Origin of the sequence: Paraburkholderia sp. BCC1884 (assembly GCF_900996225.1) — a bacterium.
In the GTDB taxonomy this organism is placed as follows: domain Bacteria; phylum Pseudomonadota; class Gammaproteobacteria; order Burkholderiales; family Burkholderiaceae; genus Paraburkholderia.
In genome coordinates this window covers 1,691,672-1,707,564 of record NZ_CAAJGL010000068.1, presented here as the reverse complement: position 1 = coordinate 1,707,564, position 15,893 = coordinate 1,691,672, and the positions used below count along the sequence as shown (strand labels likewise).

16 protein-coding genes are annotated in these 15,893 nt (G+C 64.8%); 9 read left to right on the top strand and 7 right to left on the bottom strand.

Features of this window, described 5'->3' with window-relative positions; all coding sequences use genetic code 11:
• Window positions 1-10: 10 nt before the first annotated feature.
• Complete coding sequence (locus FQ705_RS14395) at window positions 11-1,756, top strand: cobaltochelatase CobT-related protein (RefSeq protein WP_144142419.1); 1,746 nt, start codon at window positions 11-13, stop codon at window positions 1,754-1,756.
• 34 nt (window positions 1,757-1,790) lie between these two features.
• Here FQ705_RS14395 and FQ705_RS14390 read toward each other — a convergent pair whose 3' ends face one another.
• Window positions 1,791-2,624: a class II glutamine amidotransferase gene (locus FQ705_RS14390; protein WP_144142012.1), complete on the bottom strand. Its 834-nt coding sequence runs from the start codon at window positions 2,622-2,624 to the stop codon at window positions 1,791-1,793.
• Window positions 2,625-2,664: 40 nt separating this feature from the next.
• Window positions 2,665-3,339, bottom strand: a complete 675-nt coding sequence (locus tag FQ705_RS14385) for a MarC family protein (protein WP_144142010.1) — start codon at window positions 3,337-3,339, stop codon at window positions 2,665-2,667.
• A 297-nt stretch (window positions 3,340-3,636) separates the two neighbouring features.
• Here FQ705_RS14385 and FQ705_RS14380 point away from each other — a divergent pair, with 297 nt between their 5' ends.
• From FQ705_RS14380 to FQ705_RS14365, 4 genes are all read left to right on the top strand, one after another.
• Window positions 3,637-3,852: a DUF3311 domain-containing protein gene (locus FQ705_RS14380; RefSeq protein WP_144142008.1), complete on the top strand. Its 216-nt coding sequence runs from the start codon at window positions 3,637-3,639 to the stop codon at window positions 3,850-3,852.
• Window positions 3,849-5,318 (top strand): sodium:solute symporter, encoded by a 1,470-nt coding sequence (locus FQ705_RS14375; protein WP_144142006.1) that lies wholly within the window; start codon window positions 3,849-3,851, stop codon window positions 5,316-5,318. The genes FQ705_RS14380 and FQ705_RS14375 overlap by 4 nt, the downstream gene beginning before the upstream one ends.
• Window positions 5,319-5,600: 282 nt before the next feature.
• Window positions 5,601-7,214 (top strand): glycogen synthase GlgA, encoded by a 1,614-nt coding sequence (gene glgA / locus FQ705_RS14370; RefSeq protein WP_144142004.1) that lies wholly within the window; start codon window positions 5,601-5,603, stop codon window positions 7,212-7,214.
• Between the two features lie 100 nt (window positions 7,215-7,314).
• Window positions 7,315-7,986 (top strand): glutathione S-transferase family protein, encoded by a 672-nt coding sequence (locus FQ705_RS14365; RefSeq protein WP_144142002.1) that lies wholly within the window; start codon window positions 7,315-7,317, stop codon window positions 7,984-7,986.
• Window positions 7,987-7,995: 9 nt separating this feature from the next.
• Here FQ705_RS14365 and FQ705_RS14360 read toward each other — a convergent pair whose 3' ends face one another.
• On the bottom strand, window positions 7,996-8,910 hold the full coding sequence (locus FQ705_RS14360; protein ID WP_260854488.1) for a phytochelatin synthase family protein: 915 nt from the start codon (window positions 8,908-8,910) through the stop codon (window positions 7,996-7,998).
• Between the two features lie 114 nt (window positions 8,911-9,024).
• On the opposite strand from FQ705_RS14360, the gene FQ705_RS14355 reads away from it, so the two are divergent.
• The gene (locus FQ705_RS14355; RefSeq protein ID WP_144142000.1) at window positions 9,025-9,222 is read left to right on the top strand and encodes a DUF1289 domain-containing protein; all 198 of its coding nucleotides are present in this window, start codon (window positions 9,025-9,027) and stop codon (window positions 9,220-9,222) included.
• Here the strand turns inward: FQ705_RS14355 and FQ705_RS14350 are convergent.
• The 4 genes from FQ705_RS14350 to FQ705_RS14335 all read right to left on the bottom strand — a co-directional run bounded on the left by FQ705_RS14350 (window position 9,217) and on the right by FQ705_RS14335 (window position 12,937).
• Complete coding sequence (locus tag FQ705_RS14350) at window positions 9,217-10,323, bottom strand: GGDEF domain-containing protein (RefSeq protein ID WP_260854487.1); 1,107 nt, start codon at window positions 10,321-10,323, stop codon at window positions 9,217-9,219. The two genes, FQ705_RS14355 and FQ705_RS14350, sit on opposite strands and share 6 nt — an antisense overlap.
• Before the next feature lie 28 nt (window positions 10,324-10,351).
• The gene (locus FQ705_RS14345; protein WP_144141996.1) at window positions 10,352-11,173 is read right to left on the bottom strand and encodes a hypothetical protein; all 822 of its coding nucleotides are present in this window, start codon (window positions 11,171-11,173) and stop codon (window positions 10,352-10,354) included.
• 442 nt (window positions 11,174-11,615) lie between these two features.
• A complete protein-coding gene (locus FQ705_RS14340) occupies window positions 11,616-11,960 on the bottom strand; it encodes a cupredoxin family copper-binding protein (RefSeq protein WP_144141994.1) in 345 nt (114 codons plus the stop codon).
• 35 nt (window positions 11,961-11,995) lie between these two features.
• Window positions 11,996-12,937 (bottom strand): metallophosphoesterase family protein, encoded by a 942-nt coding sequence (locus FQ705_RS14335; protein WP_144141992.1) that lies wholly within the window; start codon window positions 12,935-12,937, stop codon window positions 11,996-11,998.
• 324 nt (window positions 12,938-13,261) lie between these two features.
• Here FQ705_RS14335 and FQ705_RS14330 point away from each other — a divergent pair, with 324 nt between their 5' ends.
• The 3 genes from FQ705_RS14330 (at window position 13,262) to FQ705_RS14320 (ending at window position 15,889) form a co-directional block, all read left to right on the top strand.
• Entirely contained in the window at window positions 13,262-14,008 is a 747-nt protein-coding gene (locus tag FQ705_RS14330; RefSeq protein ID WP_144141990.1) for an SDR family NAD(P)-dependent oxidoreductase, read from the top strand.
• 81 nt (window positions 14,009-14,089) lie between these two features.
• Window positions 14,090-15,208 carry an alkene reductase gene (locus tag FQ705_RS14325; protein WP_144141988.1) on the top strand — a complete coding sequence of 373 codons (1,119 nt, stop codon included), beginning with the start codon at window positions 14,090-14,092 and terminating at the stop codon, window positions 15,206-15,208.
• A 33-nt stretch (window positions 15,209-15,241) separates the two neighbouring features.
• Window positions 15,242-15,889 carry a glutathione S-transferase family protein gene (locus tag FQ705_RS14320; protein ID WP_144141985.1) on the top strand — a complete coding sequence of 216 codons (648 nt, stop codon included), beginning with the start codon at window positions 15,242-15,244 and terminating at the stop codon, window positions 15,887-15,889.
• Window positions 15,890-15,893 lie beyond the last annotated feature (4 nt).

The following is a 15,893-nucleotide window of genomic DNA, read 5'->3' as shown; positions in this document are numbered from 1 at the left end:
CGTGAACGCGATGCACGGCACACGCGACTCGCGGGGCTTTGCGTTCGAGTCCACGCTCGGCAAGGTGGCCCGCGTGCTGACCGGGCAATATGGCGTGAGTGTCGTGTTCAGTCCGGATGGACCGCGCGTCGAACCCGGCCGCATCGTGATTCCCGACTATGAGCTCGACGGCGGCGTCGAACGCGACGTGCTGATCGGCTATCTGGACCTGCTGGTCGCGCGCGCCAAGCATGCATCGCTCGCGCAACTCGACGCGCTGCCTGCCGGCGTCGCCGCGAATCTCGCGCAGGTGATCGAAGACCGTCGCGTATGCGCACAGTTGCTCGACGAATATCCGGGCGCGCAGTGGTTCATCGGCAAGCTGCGCGAGCATGCTGCAGAGCGCATCCGGCAACGCTGGCCGCAACTGCATTGGCGCGACCGGCTGGTCTGGCTGGTCGAGCGCGCGCTGTGGGACGAAACGCCGACCCGCACCGAAGCGAGCCATTCGCTGCTCGCCGCGCTGCATGCTTCGGAAGATCTGTTGCAACTGGCGCGCGCGAGCGGTTCGACCGCGCACAGCATCGCGGCGGCTCGAGCGCTGGTGGCGCGCGTGCGGGCTTTGTCGGCGGGCGACGTGAACAGCATGGCCTTTACCGCCGATCCCATCGAGGACATCGATACGGATACGGCCGAGAGTCCGGACGCCCCAGCCAACGACGACGACACGGTGCGCCCCGATCACGACAGCGCGAACTCGCCGCCCTCGGATCGCAGCGGTGGCGCGCAGGCGGAGAACGCGGTGGGCATGGGGCAATCGCTGGCCGATCCGGAGCAGCCCTCCACGGCCACGGAAGGCGAAGCCGGCCGGGCGGCCGGTGGCTCGCGGCGCCCGAGCCTGTCGCTTCCGCTCGCCACCGAATTCGACGAGATCACCGACCTGACCGGCCACGGCGACAGCACGACGTGGCGCGAACTGCGTCTGCAAGCCCGCGCGGACACCGCGCCGCTCAAGGAGAAGCTCGAACGCGCGCTGAGCGCGGACGAGCGCACGCGCTGGCGCCGCGAGCAGGAGCGCGGCGAGATCGACCGCACCGCGCTGGCCAGACTCGCCACCTCACCGGGCTATCGCACGCCGTTTCGCACTCAGCGGGCGCACAAGGGCCGTGATGTCGCGGTCACGCTGCTGATCGACCGCAGCGGCTCGATGGCCGGACGCAAGATCGAACTCGCGCGCCAATGCGCGGCCGCCCTGTGCGACGCGCTCACGCAGCTATCGTTCGATTGCGAGGTGCTCGGTTACTGCTCGCTCGAATCCGCGCCGATGAAACAGCTATACGAGCGGCAAAAAGCGGCCAAAGTGGATATGCGGCGCTATAACCGCTTTGTCGAGCGACTCGACCTGAAAGTGTACAAACGCTTCGGTGCGACCGATCAAAGCGGCATCGCGATGATCGACTGCGGCCACGAAAACCCGGACGGCGAAGCGCTGGCGTGGGCCGCCACGCGTCTCGCCGATCACCCGGCGCAACGACGCATCCTGATGGTGTTCTCCGACGGCTATCCCTCCACCGGCGACGGCGACCCGCAAGTGCTGCGCAGCGATCTGCGCGAGAAAGTGGCGGCCATCGGTCAGCGCGGCATCGAGCTGGTCGGCATCGGCGTGCTGACCGATGCGGTGGAAGACTTCTATCCGCATAACGTGGTGATCAGCCGGCTCGCCGAATTGCCGCAGACGGTGTTTTCGGTCCTGAGCGCTATGTTGCTCAAGCGCTAGAACGACGCCCGGCGGTTAGCGCCGTCGAGGCCCGTCAGGCCGTTTGCGGCTTGAACGGAAACTGCTCGATCTCGCCGCCGCGCGCCACCACCACCGTGCTCTCGGGAATTTCCTCCCACCAGCCCGGCAAATCCGCGAGCGGCTCCGACAACACCAGGAACGCGTCCTCGCCGGCCGTCACGATGCGCGGGTCGTCGGGATACAACTCGTGCAAATGACGAAACGAGGTGCTGTGAAAGAGCGAGCGCGACTGCCCTTCGCTCGAATACCGCACCGCGACGATCTGCTCGCCGTCGGTTGCGCACACCGTCATGTTCAGCGGCTGTTCGATGCCGTGCTTGCGGCCGGTCTCCTCCACGAAGGCCACCATGCGCTGTAGTGCCGTCACCGGCGCGAGCGCGAGGCCGAACGTCAGCGCCAGATAAAACAGCACCTCGGAGTCGGTCGAGCCTTCGATCGACGGGAACAGATCCGGGTCGATCGCCAGCATCAGATCGCGGCGCACCAGCGGAAAGTCGCGCACCAGACCGTTGTGCATGAAGAGCCAGCGGCCATAGCGAAACGGATGGCAGTTGGTTTCCTGCGATGGCGTACCGGTCGCCGCGCGAATGTGCGCGACGAACAGCGGCGCGCGGATCGCGCGCGCCGCCTCGCGCAGATTGCGGTCGCTCCAGGCGGGTTGAATGCAGCGGTAGCGAAACGGAATGTCGGTCGGATGCCCATACCAGCCAATGCCGAAGCCGTCGCCGTTGGTGGTGGTGTGGCCGAGCGTCGAATGGAGACTCTGGTCGATCAGGGAATGTTTGGCATTGAAGAGCACCGTTTCGAGCTGAATCGGGTTACCTGTATACGCAAGCCAGCGGCACATGAGGCTCTCTCCCGTGGAAAACGCGGCGCCGCGTTCGGCGCTATTTGACCACTGGCTGCATCGTCGCGATCGGAATCAGAAACTCGGAGAAGCCGGTCAACATGATCTGCACGCCGATGCACAGCAGCAGAAAGGAAGATACACGCATCGCGACCTTGGTTCCTTCCACGCCGAGATACTTGGCGAAAATCACCGCGCGGCTGTAGATCAGATAGACGGTGGCCGCCACCGCGATCGAGATGACCACCGAGGCCACGCTCGACAACACGAAGGCGGAGAGCTTGTGGGTGCGGTTCGCGGTCAGTGCGACGGCGGTTGCGATCGACCCCGGCCCGGTGGTCAGCGGAATCGTGAGCGGGAAGAAGGCCTTGGACATGGCGTTGTCCGCATCAACGCGCTTGACGGCGGGCTCGGCCGGCTGCGTATCCGGCGCATTGAGCATTTGCCAGCCGCCCACCGCCACCGCCAGCCCCCCGCCGATGCGCAGCGCCTGCATGGAGATGCCGAAGAAATGCAGGATCGGCGTGCCGATGAAGAAAGCCACCAGCAGCACGCACATCACGTTGATGGCGATCTTTCTGGCGAGCGCCGTGCGCTCCTCCGTGGTCAGCGAAGCAGTCCGGTCGAGGAACACGAAAGCAATGCCGATCGGGTTGATGATGCTGATCAGCCCGGTAAAGCCAAACAGAATGTCCGAGATCAGACTTTCGACCATAACGTTTCCGTGTCGAGCAATAAGTGTGAAGAGACAGCGTGGCCAGATCATATCGCGGCGCGCCACGCAAAACCGCAAAAAAGCGGGCCGCCAAACAGTTCATCCATCAGGCATGCGGGTGCGCCCCGCATGCCTCATCCATTGCAGCGCAACAAGTCTGGACAGAACGATGCGCGCGCAACTTTCGAAAAGCCTACACTTTTTTGACTTACTTTACGTAACCGAAGCATCAGGCATACAGTCCTCAGCGAAGCCGCACTTTCAACGAGACGTACTACCGGTTCGAGGAGTTGCCCCATGTTGCTTCGTGTACTCGCCGCGTTGCCGTTCATCGGCATTCTGCTCGGTGTTCCGTTTGTCAATCGCGTCGAGCCGCTGGTGCTCGGCATGCCGTTCGTGCTGGCCTGGATCGTCATGTGGGTGGTGCTCAGCGCGATCATCATGGCGATCGTCTACCGGCTCGACCCAACCAATCGTCAGGTCGCCTTCGACGGCGAGGAGGCCCGCCCATGAGCGCACTCGTCATCATTGCGGCCATCACGCTATTCGCGCTGTATCTCGGGGTACGCGCGCGGCGCGGCCACGACATGAGCCTCGAGCAATGGACTGTGGGCGGCCGCAGCTTCGGCACCGCCTTCGTGTTCCTGCTGATGGCCGGTGAAATCTACACGACCTTCACCTTCCTCGGCGGCAGCGGCTTCGCGTATGGCAAAGGCGCGCCCGTCTATTACATCCTGGCGTACGGCACGCTCGCCTACATCCTGTCGTACTGGATGCTGCCACCCATCTGGCGTTATGCGAAAGCTCACCGGCTGGTGTCGCAACCGCACTTCTTCTCGCGCAAGTACGAGAGCCCGGCGCTCGGCACCCTGGTCGCGCTGGTCGGCGTGGCCGCGCTGATTCCGTACCTCGTGCTGCAACTCAAGGGGCTCGGCATCATCGTCGCGACCGCGTCTTACGGCGCGATTTCGTCGACGGCGGCTGTCTGGATCGGCGCCGCGGTGGTCACCGCCTACGTGATCGTCTCCGGCGTGCGCGGCTCGGCGTGGAATTCGGTGGTGAAGGACATGCTGATCCTCGCGATCGTGCTGTTCCTCGGCATCTATCTGCCGCTGCACTATTACGGCGGCTTCAGCGACATGTTCCGCGCGATCGACGCGGCACGCCCCGGCTTCCTGACCTTCGCGGCCAAGGGCTCGAGCGTCACCTGGTTCCAGTCGACCGTACTGCTCACCGCGCTCGGCTTCTTCATGTGGCCGCACACCTTCGGCTCGATTTTCACGGCCAGGGACGAGCGCATTTTCCGCCGCAATGCGATGGTGCTGCCGCTTTACCAGCTGATTCTGCTGTTCGTGTTCTTCGTCGGCTTCGCGGCGACGCTGAAGGTGCCGGGCCTGAAGGGCGGCGACATCGACCTGTCCTTGTTCCGCCTGTCGCTGCAGACCTTCGACCCGTGGTTCGTCGGCGTGATCGGCGCGGCCGGCATTCTGACCGCGCTGGTGCCGGGTTCGATGATCCTCACCTCCGCCTCGACGCTGCTCGCCAACGACGTGTATCGCGGCGTGGTGAACCGCAACGCCTCGGACACTACGGTGAAGAACCTTGCGCGCCTGCTGGTGCCGGTGGTGGCGCTGGTGGCGGTCGGTTTCACGCTGCATGGCGGCGAGACCATCGTGGCCCTGCTGCTGATGGGTTATAGCTTCGTGACCCAGTTGTTCCCGGCGGTGATCTGCAGCCTGTTCGCGCATAATCGCGCGACCAAACAGGGCGCGTTTTGCGGGATTCTGGCCGGCGTGGCCGTCGTGACGATCACGACCACCCTGAAGCTGAGCATCGGCCAGTTGATGCCGTTCCTGCCCGACGCGCTGAAGGACGTCAACATCGGCTTCCTCGCGCTGGCGGTGAACGTGATCGTGTTCGTCGCCGTCAGTGCGGTGACGCAGCCGCACCCGGTTGAACAGACGCAAGCCGTGCACTAGGCATTGCATCCCGTTGGACCCAAGGGCTGGCCGCGCAAGCGCCAGCCCTTTTTCATTGCTGTCGTGCCGCACGGGCAGCGTCAAATCTACACACGAATGAAAAAACGCGCTCCTGCCAGCGGGCCAGGCGCGCGGGAGAACTCTCCGCCCGCACTGCAGCACAAACCTTCCGCCACGACATCGATCGGTCGCCCAGCCTCGGGCACACCCCTTGCTCAATCTACGCGCTAGCGAACCTCACCGCACTGTGCAAGTGCAAAAAACCCGTCCCTGGGGGCCACTTTGTCGCTCAACGTTCTTCTTGTCGCTTCCGAAGCCTTGCCGCTCGCCAAATCCGGCGGCCTCGGCGACATGGTCAGTGCCTACGCCGCCGCCTTGCGCGATGCCGGCGTCGATGTCTCGATCCTGATGCCCGCTTACCCCGAGGCGCTCGAACGCGCCGTCGACGTCACAGCCGTGGCGCGCATGACCGGCTTGCCCGGCGGCGACGCCAGACTGCTGCGCGCGCAGATGCCCGATACGGGCGTGCCGGTGCTGCTGCTGCAGATGGATCACCTGTTTGCCCGCGAGGGCCTGTACCGCGATCCGCAGGGACGCGACTACCTCGACAACCTCACGCGCTTCGCCTCGCTCGCCGCGGCGGCGGCCCGCATCGCGCGCGGCGTTCGCAATGTGCGGCGCCCCGACATCGTGCACGCGCACGATTGGCATGCAGGTCTGACGCCGCTGTACATGCGTCTGGCGGGCGTCGCGGCGAAGAGCGTCTTCACGATTCACAACCTCGCCTTCCAGGGCAATCATCCGCTCGCCATGGGCGGCTGGATCGGCGTGCCGCCGGAGTTGCTGACGCCCGCGCTGTCCGATGAACGCAGCGTCGAGTTTTACGGCTCGATCAGCATGATGAAAGCCGGCATCGTCCATTCGGACCGCGTGACGACCGTGAGCCAGCGCTACGCGCGCGAAATTCTCACGCCGCATTTCGGCCACGGCATGGAAGGCGTGTTGCAGGCGCAGGCCGGCAAGCTGTCCGGCATCGTCAACGGTATCGATACCGAGGCCTGGAATCCGGCCACCGACAAGCATATCGCCCGCCCGTTTTCCATCGACGACACGGCCGGCAAGCAGGCCTGCAAGCGTGAACTGCAACAGGCTTTCGGCCTGACGCGCGATCCGTTCGCACCGCTGGTGGCGATCGGTAGCCGTCTTACCGGGCAGAAACTGGCCGACGTCGTGGTGAGCGCCTTGCCGGCGCTGCTGGAACAGCATCCGCGTCTGCAGTTCGCGATTCTCGGCCAGGGCGAGCGCGATCTCGAACTGGCGTTGCAGGACCTCGCCGCTCGCTGGCCGGGCCGCGTCGGCGTGCAGATCGGCTACGACGAACGTCGCGCGCACATGCTGCACGCGGGCGCGGACATGCTGTTGCACGGCAGCCGCTTCGAACCCTGCGGACTGACCCAGCTCTACGCGATGCGCTACGGCACGATTCCGGTAGCCTCGCGCGTGGGCGGCCTCGCCGACACGATCGTCGATTACGCGCCGCTCGATCCGCGTGGCGAAGACAACGACAACGCCACGGGCTTCCTGTTCGACGGCGAAACCCACGACGACGTGCTGCTCGCGCTCGGCCGTGCGCTCGACGCCTTCGTGCAGCCATCGTCATGGCACGCCTTGCAGCGCAATGCGATGAGCCGCGACTTCGGCTGGGACGCGTCCACCGCGAACTATCTCGCGCTGTATGCGGATCTCGTCGACGCGCGTCCGGCACTTCCCGACACGCGTATTCGCAAGACGACGGTGCGGGCCCGCGCAGCGGCAACGGCCACCGGCACGGCGCGCAGGACTCGGACAGAGGACGGCTTCAACACGGGGACCGGCGAGATGGCGCGCAGCGCCTAGCCGTAACGAAGCGCTGCTGAAGGAGTGGAGTGGGCGCCGCGTTCAGGGTTAGACTGAGCGCCCGACTCCCCCGGGGTCTTTCCACTCAGGCCTTTCAGCGATGACGCCGAGCGATTCACAGCCCTACCTTCTCTACTACTCGCCGGGCGCGGCCAGCATGGCCGTGCACTGGATGCTGCTCGAAATGGACGTGGCATTCGAGGCACGGCTCATCGATATCGACGCCGGTGCGCAACACGATCCCGAGTATTTGCGCCTCAATCCATCGGGCCGCGTGCCGACACTGATCGTCGACGGCACGCCGCGCCACGAATCGACCGCACTGATGATGCTGCTGGCCGAACGCCATCCCGAGCTCGCGCTCGCGCCCGAAGCAGGTTCGCCGGAACGCGCCGCCTGGTTCGAGATGATGGTCTACCTCGCCAACACGGTGTTGCCCGCCATGCGCGACTGGTTTTACGCGGATGTGGACGGTGATCCCATCGGCGCCGAATGGGTACGTGCGCTCGCAAGACGCCGCCTCGAAGCGGCGTGGGACCTGCTCGACGCACGGCTCGCGCACGCGGGCAGCGACTATCTGATCGGCGGCAAGCTCAGCACCGTCGACCTGCTCGCGGTGGTGACGATGCGCTGGAGCCGCAACATGCCGCGCCCCGTGATGAGGGACTGGCCGCATCTCGCGGATTACGTGCGCCGCTTGCGGGCCCGCCCGTCGTTCATCGAATTGAATGCGCGTGAAGGACTCACCGAATGGCGCAACGCCGACGATTGAGCGCCCGCGTCAGTTCGACCGCCTGCTGATAATCACGACGCCGCGCGACAGTCCGCTCACGTTATCGACCGCCAGCGCGGCCGCGTAGAGCTGCGCAACCGGCACCCAGACGGCCGGATATTTGTAGCGCGCCACGTCCATCAGCAAGGCGCTGTCGCTGGCGCTGTCATAGGCTGCCAGCGGCGACCAGTGACCGCCGCCCTCCTCGCCAATCTCGACGCGCCGGAAATTCAACAGCGCGAAGCGGTCGCCGTGCGCCGTGGTCTGGCGGATCAGATCGCGGAACTGGCCGAGCGTCAGGTCGGCGGCATGGTACTTCCGCACGTCGATGGGAAAGGCCTTCAGCGCAGCGTCAAGCTGGTCGAGCGTCATGCCTTCGCGCGAAACCTGCGCGGCATTCGCCACCTGCGGATCGATCGAGCGGAAAAAATCCTCCTGCGAGTAAAACGGGAAGTCGGGATACAGACTCGACTCGGGCCGGCGGATGCCCAGCGCGTTGAGCGCCATCACCGAGGTCGCTACCGAGCAATACGCCTGATTGCGCTGAGTTTCGAAATATTGCGAAAGCGGCCAGTACGACTGGCTGGAGGCCGCCATCGTCAGACGCTTCTGGCCGGCAGGCCGCGTCAGCGGCAGAAGATTGGGGGGCACCGCCAACGGCCCGTCGGCGGCGCGCGCGGCGGGACCGGGCGCGGCAAGCTGCGGCGCGGCGGTGCTCGCCAGGCCGGCGCTGGCCGGCTGAGCGGCGGCCGGGTTCACCGCCGGGGCCACCGGCGCACAGGCAGCCAGCCCAGCCAGCAGAACCGAGCAAAGCGCAACGGCCCACCGTGAACGGCTCGGGACAGCGACGACGTGCATCGACGAATAATTGGACATTGAAACCTTCCGCTGCGAATGGGCCCGGACGATGGCGCTCGCCGACACAAACTCTTGCCGTGGCGCGCGTGGAATTTTTAACACGAATCAAAGCGGCGCGTGCGCGGCGTCGCGACGCCGCCTTGCGCGTGACACAGCACACCGGCACGCTACAATCCCGGCATGCCTATTCAATCCCCCTGCATCGACATCTGCCGCATCGACGGCAATTCAGGCTTCTGCGTCGGCTGTTTGCGCACCCGCGACGAGATTCGCGAATGGAAAGCCGCGAGCGACGAGCGTCGTCAACAGATCATCGACGGACTTGCGCAACGCAGCGCGACGCTGCCTGCCAGCGTGGCCGACACGGCCGCGTCATAGCGCGGCCGGTCGGCGTGACCCGGTCACGAAGGCATAGCCGTTCTTGCCGCTGCGTTTGACCTGATACATCGCGTCGTCGGCTGCGGCGACCAGACGGCGGCAATCGTCGACGAGATCCGGAAAGCTCGCGATGCCGATGCTCGCACGCACCAGGCCGAGGCTCATCTGCTCGTCGACATGAACCACGCACGCAATCAGACGGCGAGCGATCTCGGCCAACTCCTCGGCATTGGCAAACTCGCGCACCAGCACCGCGAATTCGTCGCCACCGATCCGTGCGACGAGATCGCCCTTGCGCACCGATTCGCGAAAGCGCCGCGACACCGAGACCAGAAACTCGTCACCGACACGGTGCCCGAGCGAGTCGTTCACCTGCTTGAACCCATCCAGATCGACGTACAGCACGGCGAGCTTGTGCGCCGCAGCGGCGTCGTGCCTTTGACGCGCCGCGTCTTCGAGACTGGCGAATAGCTTGCGACGGTTTGCCAGACCGGTCATCGGATCGTGCAGGGCCGCGCGCTCGAACTCGTGCGACTGCCCCGCGAGCAGGCGATTGCGCCTGGCGTACATGCCCAGCGCGGTGAACAGCATGCAGAAAAGCAGCGCCGCGATCGCGATCAGCGTGCGCGCGACATGCGTGATGCGCACGCGCACGTCGGCGCTGGCGGCGTCGCGTTGCGCGCGCCAATAGCGTGAGGCGCTGCCGAGCAACCTGTCGGTCTGATTCAGATCGGCGTCGCTATTCGAGGCAGACGGCGCGATGCGCGGCGCGGCAAACGGACTGGCATTGACCAATGCCGTCAACGAAGCGATCCGTTGCGCGAGTTCGACGCGCGCCTGCTGGTAGCCGGCGTTGCGCGTTGCGGTGTCGCGTGTTCCGGCGTCGCTTGCCGTGTGCTGCCAGACGTCGACCTGATCGCGCGCGCTCGCGGCGCGTTCGATGGCTTCGAGCACGAGCCCCGTGTATTCCTGCTTCAACTGATCGGAAAATACCGTGCGGACCTGCAAGGCGAGGTACAGCAGGCTGATCAGAAGGCAGACGAGTGAGGCGACGGCCACCGTCGCCGGGCCGGCAGTAAAGCGTGGAGTTTTCGCACGCATGCGTGGAGCGCGCCGTGCGGGCCGCCGCTCAAGGATGGGAGTAGACGTCTTGCTGCTGGCTCCCATTGCCACTGCCGCCGTCGTGTTGCCGGTAGTTGACGCGTCGGAAGAACTGGCTCATGCGGGCAAACAGGCTGCCCTTATGGCGTGCGTTGGCGGCGCTCGCGCGACGCTCCTGTTGCGCGCTTCGCCAGTCCTTGCTCTGGCGGTTCGCGGCGAGTTGTTGCTGGCGGGTCGAATGGGCCGGGAGCGTAGCGCCCGCGGGCGCGGCCGGTGCTGCATCGGCGACACTGGATGGCGGGTTGCCAGCCGACGCTGCATCCGGCGCAGCACGTTTGACCTCGCCGGCCCAGACGGCCTGCTTCGCGCCTTCCTCACCGGACGACGTCAGCGTTGCGGGCGCGGCCGTCAGGATTGCCGAGGACCGGGAGGATGGAGAGGATTGCGAGAACGCGGCAGCACGCGGCGAGGAGGCGGTGAAGCCAGGGCTAACGGCCTGCGGCGCGACCACCGCGACCGGCACGGCCACCTTCGCCGGGACGGTTGCGACAGCCGCGACCGCAGTCACCGCTGCCGATGCACCCGCCACGCCCAGCGCTTGCCGGGCGCCCGTCATGGCCTCGGCGTAAGCCTGCTGATCGTGATTGAACCAGATGCCGTACGCCACCGTGCCCACCACACCGAGCGCTAGCGCGCTCGCCGCCGCTACGCACAGCGCGAGACGTCCGAAGCGCGGCGGTGCGGCAACCGCCTGCGGCGCCTGGTCGTCGAGCCCTGCTTCGAAACCTGTCCCGAAGCCGCTGCCTGGGCTCTCTGCTATGGAATGAGGCACATCGGTATCGTTGAACATCGCAACACGCTCCGGAATCCTTCTGTCCGACGCCACGCCGGACTTTGATCACACGATTTCGACCCGATCGATGCAAGCGTTACTCGCACAATGTAACCCCGTCATCCGGCGGACGACAACATCAGGATGCTTTGCTTTAAATGCTTTAAACGATGCCCGCATCGCGCGTTTCCGTGCCCGCGCCGACAGGTAAAAGATTCAAGCCCGAACCAGCCGCGCCAGCGCGACGGCGGGACGGCTCGCCCCGCCACGACAGGCACAGGAGACGATGACGTGCGCAAGGCGACGAAACAGCAGTCTTCCAGTACGCAACAAACAGGCCTATTGATGAGGCACTGCTGCGTCGTGCGGCAGCGCTTGAAACGCCCTTCATGAAATGGCGCAACCGCCGCCGCCGCACATGGAGAAGTTGCGCCGGCGACAGAACCCCCGCCCGATTCGCCTACTGCACCGTGATGGTCTCCTTCATGTTCGGATGAATGCCGCAAAAGACCTTGTAAACACCCGGCTTGTCGAACTTGTACTGATAGGTGTCGTTCTGATCGAGTGCGGCCGAGCGGAACATGCCGGCGTCGTTGACCACCGTATGCGGCTCGCCATCCATGTTCTTCCAGGTAACCGTCGAGCCCGCGCGGATGGTGAGCGCCATCGGCGAGAACATGAAATCCTTGATGATCACGGCACCGGACGTCTCGGCATGCGTCAGGTTCAGCCCAGCCGAGGCCGCGAACAACACCGACCTGCCGAGCACGAAGAACACCACGCGGCGAATGCGATTGCTTTGCATAACTGATCTCCTGCGAAAATAAAAAATGACGACGTTCAAACCAGCGTGGTATCGGCCAGCGTCGCCCTGAGTGGATGCTGCGCGATCTTGATGCTCGTCACGCCGAGCATCCTGGGCAGCTCGTCGCTTGCGACCTTCAAGGGCCCGGGGCCGCTGCCATTGCCTGCCGTCGGCTGGGGGTAGGCCGTCGAGCGCGCGGTGTGAAAGGTGATGTTGCCTTCCACCTTCGAGACGATCTGATGGATGTGGCCGTTGAGCACCGTCACGGAGCCGAAGCGCTGCAGATAGCTCATGGCCTGGCCGGCGTCGCCGGTGCCCCAGCCCCACGGTTCGTAGATCGTCCACATCGGCATGTGCGCGAACACCACGATCGGCGTGCTCGAGGAGCGGCCTTTCAGGTCGTTGTCCAGCCAGGCGAGTTGCTCGTCGCCCAGGCCGCCCAGACCGTTCGGCTTGAAATGCATGACGTTGACGAGCGCGACGAAATGCACGCCCTGGTGATCGAAGCTGTAATAGCCCTTGTTATCCGATGCTTTGCCGAAGCGGCTGAAGTACTCCGTGCCCGGGCCGTCCGTCACGTCGTGTTCGCCGGGCACGGTATGCAGTTCCGTGATGTCGAGTCCGGCCAACAACTGGGCCGCGAGGTCGAACTCCGAGGCTTTCGACAGATGCGTGATGTCGCCCGTGTGGAGGGTGAGCGCAGGCTTGACCGGCATCGCATTGACGAAGTCGATCGTCTGTTTCAGCGTGCCCGCCACGTCCGGATTGGCTTCCTTGTTGAAGCCGATGTGCGAGTCGCTGATCTGCAGAAAGAGCGGCGTGCCTTTTACCGGAACCGACTTTGCATCGGCGGCGAGCGCGAGTTCCATCGGCGTGAGAATGCCTCCCGCCAGCATGAACACCGTACCGACGCCACCGAACGCAAGACATTTGAGTGCGCCGCGCCGCGACGCGTCGAATGAATGAGCGGATGACATGTTGACCTCACGATGAGGAGTCGCACCTGGACCGCAGGGTCATCCGGCGGTTTGGCGACTCCGTTCACGAGGCATAACCGGCGCTTGGCCCGTTTTATTCCTGCGCCGGCGCAAATCCCTTCCTGCCATGCCATTTGCGCCTCGCTCACGCCCTTCCTCCATGCCCATGAAGCATGCCCACCAGCTTATTAAGTCTTTTTACTCTGCTCGATAAGCCACTAAATTGCATTCAAGGCAGCGATTTGAAGCAACTCGCAAGATACTGAAGACGCCGCGAGCGGCTTGGCCCCATACCGCAAACACATATCCGAGCAGGAGTTGAAAATGAGCCATCCCGTTATTCTGATCACCGGCGCACTGACCGGCATCGGCCGCGCAACGGCTTTCGCCTTCGCTGAAACCGGCGCCCGTCTCGTCGTCTCGGGACGCCGCGAAGCCGAAGGCCGGGCCCTCGAAAAGCAACTGCGCGAACTCGGCGCGGACGCTCACTTCATCCAGGCCGACGTACGCCGCGACGAAGAAGTGGCCAATCTGGTCGATCAGACCGTGGCGCGCTTTGGCCGCGTCGACATCGCGGTGAACAACGCCGGCACCGAAGGCCAGCCCGGCCCGATCACCAGCCAGACCGTCGAAAGCTACAGCGCGACGTTCGACACCAACGTACTCGGCACGTTGCTGAGCATGAAGCACGAACTGCGTGTGATGACCGCGCAGAAGAGCGGCAGCGTGGTGAACGTGTCGTCGACCTACGGCCATGAAGGCGCGGCCTACGCCTCCGTGTACGCCGGCAGCAAGCATGCCGTGGAAGGCATGACCAGGTCGGCGGCACTCGAAGTCGCGTCGAGCGGCGTGCGCGTGAACGCCGTGGCGCCCGGCCCGACCGACACCGGCATGCTCGACCGCTTTACCGGCACGCCGGAGAACAAGGCCGCGCTGGCAGCCGGCGTGCCGCTCGGCCGTGTCGGCAAACCTGACGAAGTGGCGCGCGCCATCGTGTTCATCGCATCGGACGCGGCGTCGTTCGTGACGGGCCAGATCTGGACCGTCGACGGCGGCAAGACCGCGGGTTAACCGGCGGTTCGACGCCCAGGCGATCGCATTCGCCTGGGCGTCGCCCTGGACATCTGAAAACAGGAAAAGGCACTGTCGATCATGAACGCATCTAACGAATCCTTGAAACTGCTGTCGCCGGCTCGCCTGGGTCCGCTGACCCTCGACCATCGGGTCGTACTCGCCCCCATGACGCGGCTGCGCTCCGAAGCCGACGACAGTCCCAGCGCGATGATGGTCGAGTACTACCGTCAGCGGGCTTCGAACGGCGGACTGCTGATTACCGAAAGCGCGCATCCGTCTTACGACAGCCGCGGCTATCTCGGCGCGCCCGGCATCTATACGGACGAGCACGTCGCGGCATGGCGCAAGATCACCGATGCAGTCCACGCGCGCGGTGCGCACATCTTCATGCAGATCGCCCACGACGGCCGCCAGTCGCATGTCGATCTGAGTTGGGGTAACGCGCCGGTCGCACCGTCGGTGGTGCCGTATGAAACCACGGTGTTCACGCAGAATGGCTGGGTGCCGAACTCACCGCATCGCGCGCTCGAACTCGACGAGATTCCCGCGTTGATCCGCTCGCTGCACGAAGCGGCGGCGCGCGCCAAGGATGCCGGTTTCGACGGTGTGGAACTGCATAACGCCAACGGCTATCTCGCCGACACTTTTCTTCAGGACGGCACCAACAAGCGCACGGATGCCTACGGCGGCACGCGCGAAAAGCGCGCGCGTTTCTCTTTGGAAGCAGTCGAGGCGTTCGCCTCCGTGTGGGGCGCCGAGCGTGTCGGCGTGCGGGTTTCGCCGAGCGGGCGCTGGGGCGCTATTTCGGACAGCGATCCCGAAGCCACTTTCGGTTATTTCGCGCATTGTCTGAACGAGTATGGCCTCGCCTATCTGCACGTGATCGAACCTCGTGTGATGGGTACGGAAACGCTGGCGGAAGGTCAGGCACCGGTTGCATCCGCGTTTTTGCGCAAGGTCTTTACCGGGCCGATCATCGCCGCGGGTGGTTTCGATCGCGACGGTGCCGAGCAGATCCTGCAGCGTGGCGATGCGGACCTCGTGGCCTTCGGCCGCTGGTTTTCGTCGAATCCCGACTTGCCCGAACGCTTCCGGCTCGGACAAGCGCTGGCCCATTACAACCGCGACGCTTTCTGGGGCGGTGACGAGCGCGGCTATATCGACTTTCCGTCTTTAGCTGAACGTGCCGTCGCTTGACGCGCCCTCAATATCATTCAAAGGAATCAGGACATGACTGCCGACACATTGAAGCTGTACCACGGCGCTTCGTCGCCGAATTCACGACGCGTACGGATTTTTCTCGCTGAAAAAGGCGTGGCGGTTCCGCTCGTCGCCGTCGATCTCGGCAAGGGCGAGCAGCATGGCGAAGCCTATCGCGCGATCAATCCCCGCCGCGTCGTACCGACGCTCGTGATCGAAGACGGCACCTCGATCGGCGAAGTGCCGGCGATCCAGCGTTATGTCGAAGAGCGCTTTCCGGACACGCCGCTGCTCGGTGTCACGCCAAAAGACAAGGCGCTGATCGCGATGTGGGACCGGCGCATGGAACAGGAAGGTTTCGCTGCGGTGATGGAAGCAATCCGCAATCGCGCGCCGGGTTTGAAGGATCGCGCAATCGCCGGGCCGCACGATTACGCGCAGATTCCCGCGCTGGTCGAACGCAGTCGGGAACGTGCCGTCAACTTCATGGCCGATCTGGACGAGCGCCTGAAGGAGGCTGCGTTTGTCGCGGGCGATCGTTTCTCGGTGGCCGACATCACCGCGCTGGTAACGATCGACTTCGCCGCGAAAGCGATCGATCTGCAAGTACCCGTCGAGTTGCAATCGCTCAAGCGCTGGTATGACGCCGTGTCGACGCGGGCAAGCGCGACTGCGTAACCGA